Annotated in this window: 1 pseudogene; it reads right to left on the bottom strand. The window is 42.1% G+C overall.

Going from position 1 to position 380, the window contains the following annotated elements:
- Nucleotides 1-380, bottom strand: a pseudogene (locus tag HMPREF3057_RS10495) (hypothetical protein); the annotation flags it as partial.

Raw genomic sequence — 380 nt, 5'->3', positions numbered from 1 at the left:
AAAGTAATACCATTCGTTCTTGGCACCTTCAGCAAACTTGCCGACCGCCATTTCTCCTGAGTTGGCATCAAAGTAACGGATACTCTTATCTGAAAGTGTCACGATTTTGCCCTTGACTTGCTTGCCATCTTGGTCGAAGTAAAGTGTTTGTTTGTCAATCTTTTGAAGACCTGTCACTGCTTTACCAGTTTTGTCAAAGTAATACCATTCGTTCTTGGCACCTTCTGCAAACTTGCCGACTGCCATTTCTCCTGAGTCGGCATCAAAGTAACGGATGGATTTATCAGCCAAAGTTACTACTTTACCCTTGACTTGCTTACCATCTTGGTCAAAGTAAAGTGTTTGTTTGCCAATCTTTTGAAGACCTGTCACTGCTTTAC

The sequence above is a fragment of the Streptococcus sp. HMSC072D05 genome, from assembly GCF_001815805.1.
Lineage (GTDB): Bacteria > Bacillota > Bacilli > Lactobacillales > Streptococcaceae > Streptococcus.
This window is presented reverse-complemented; position numbering and strand designations above follow the sequence as displayed.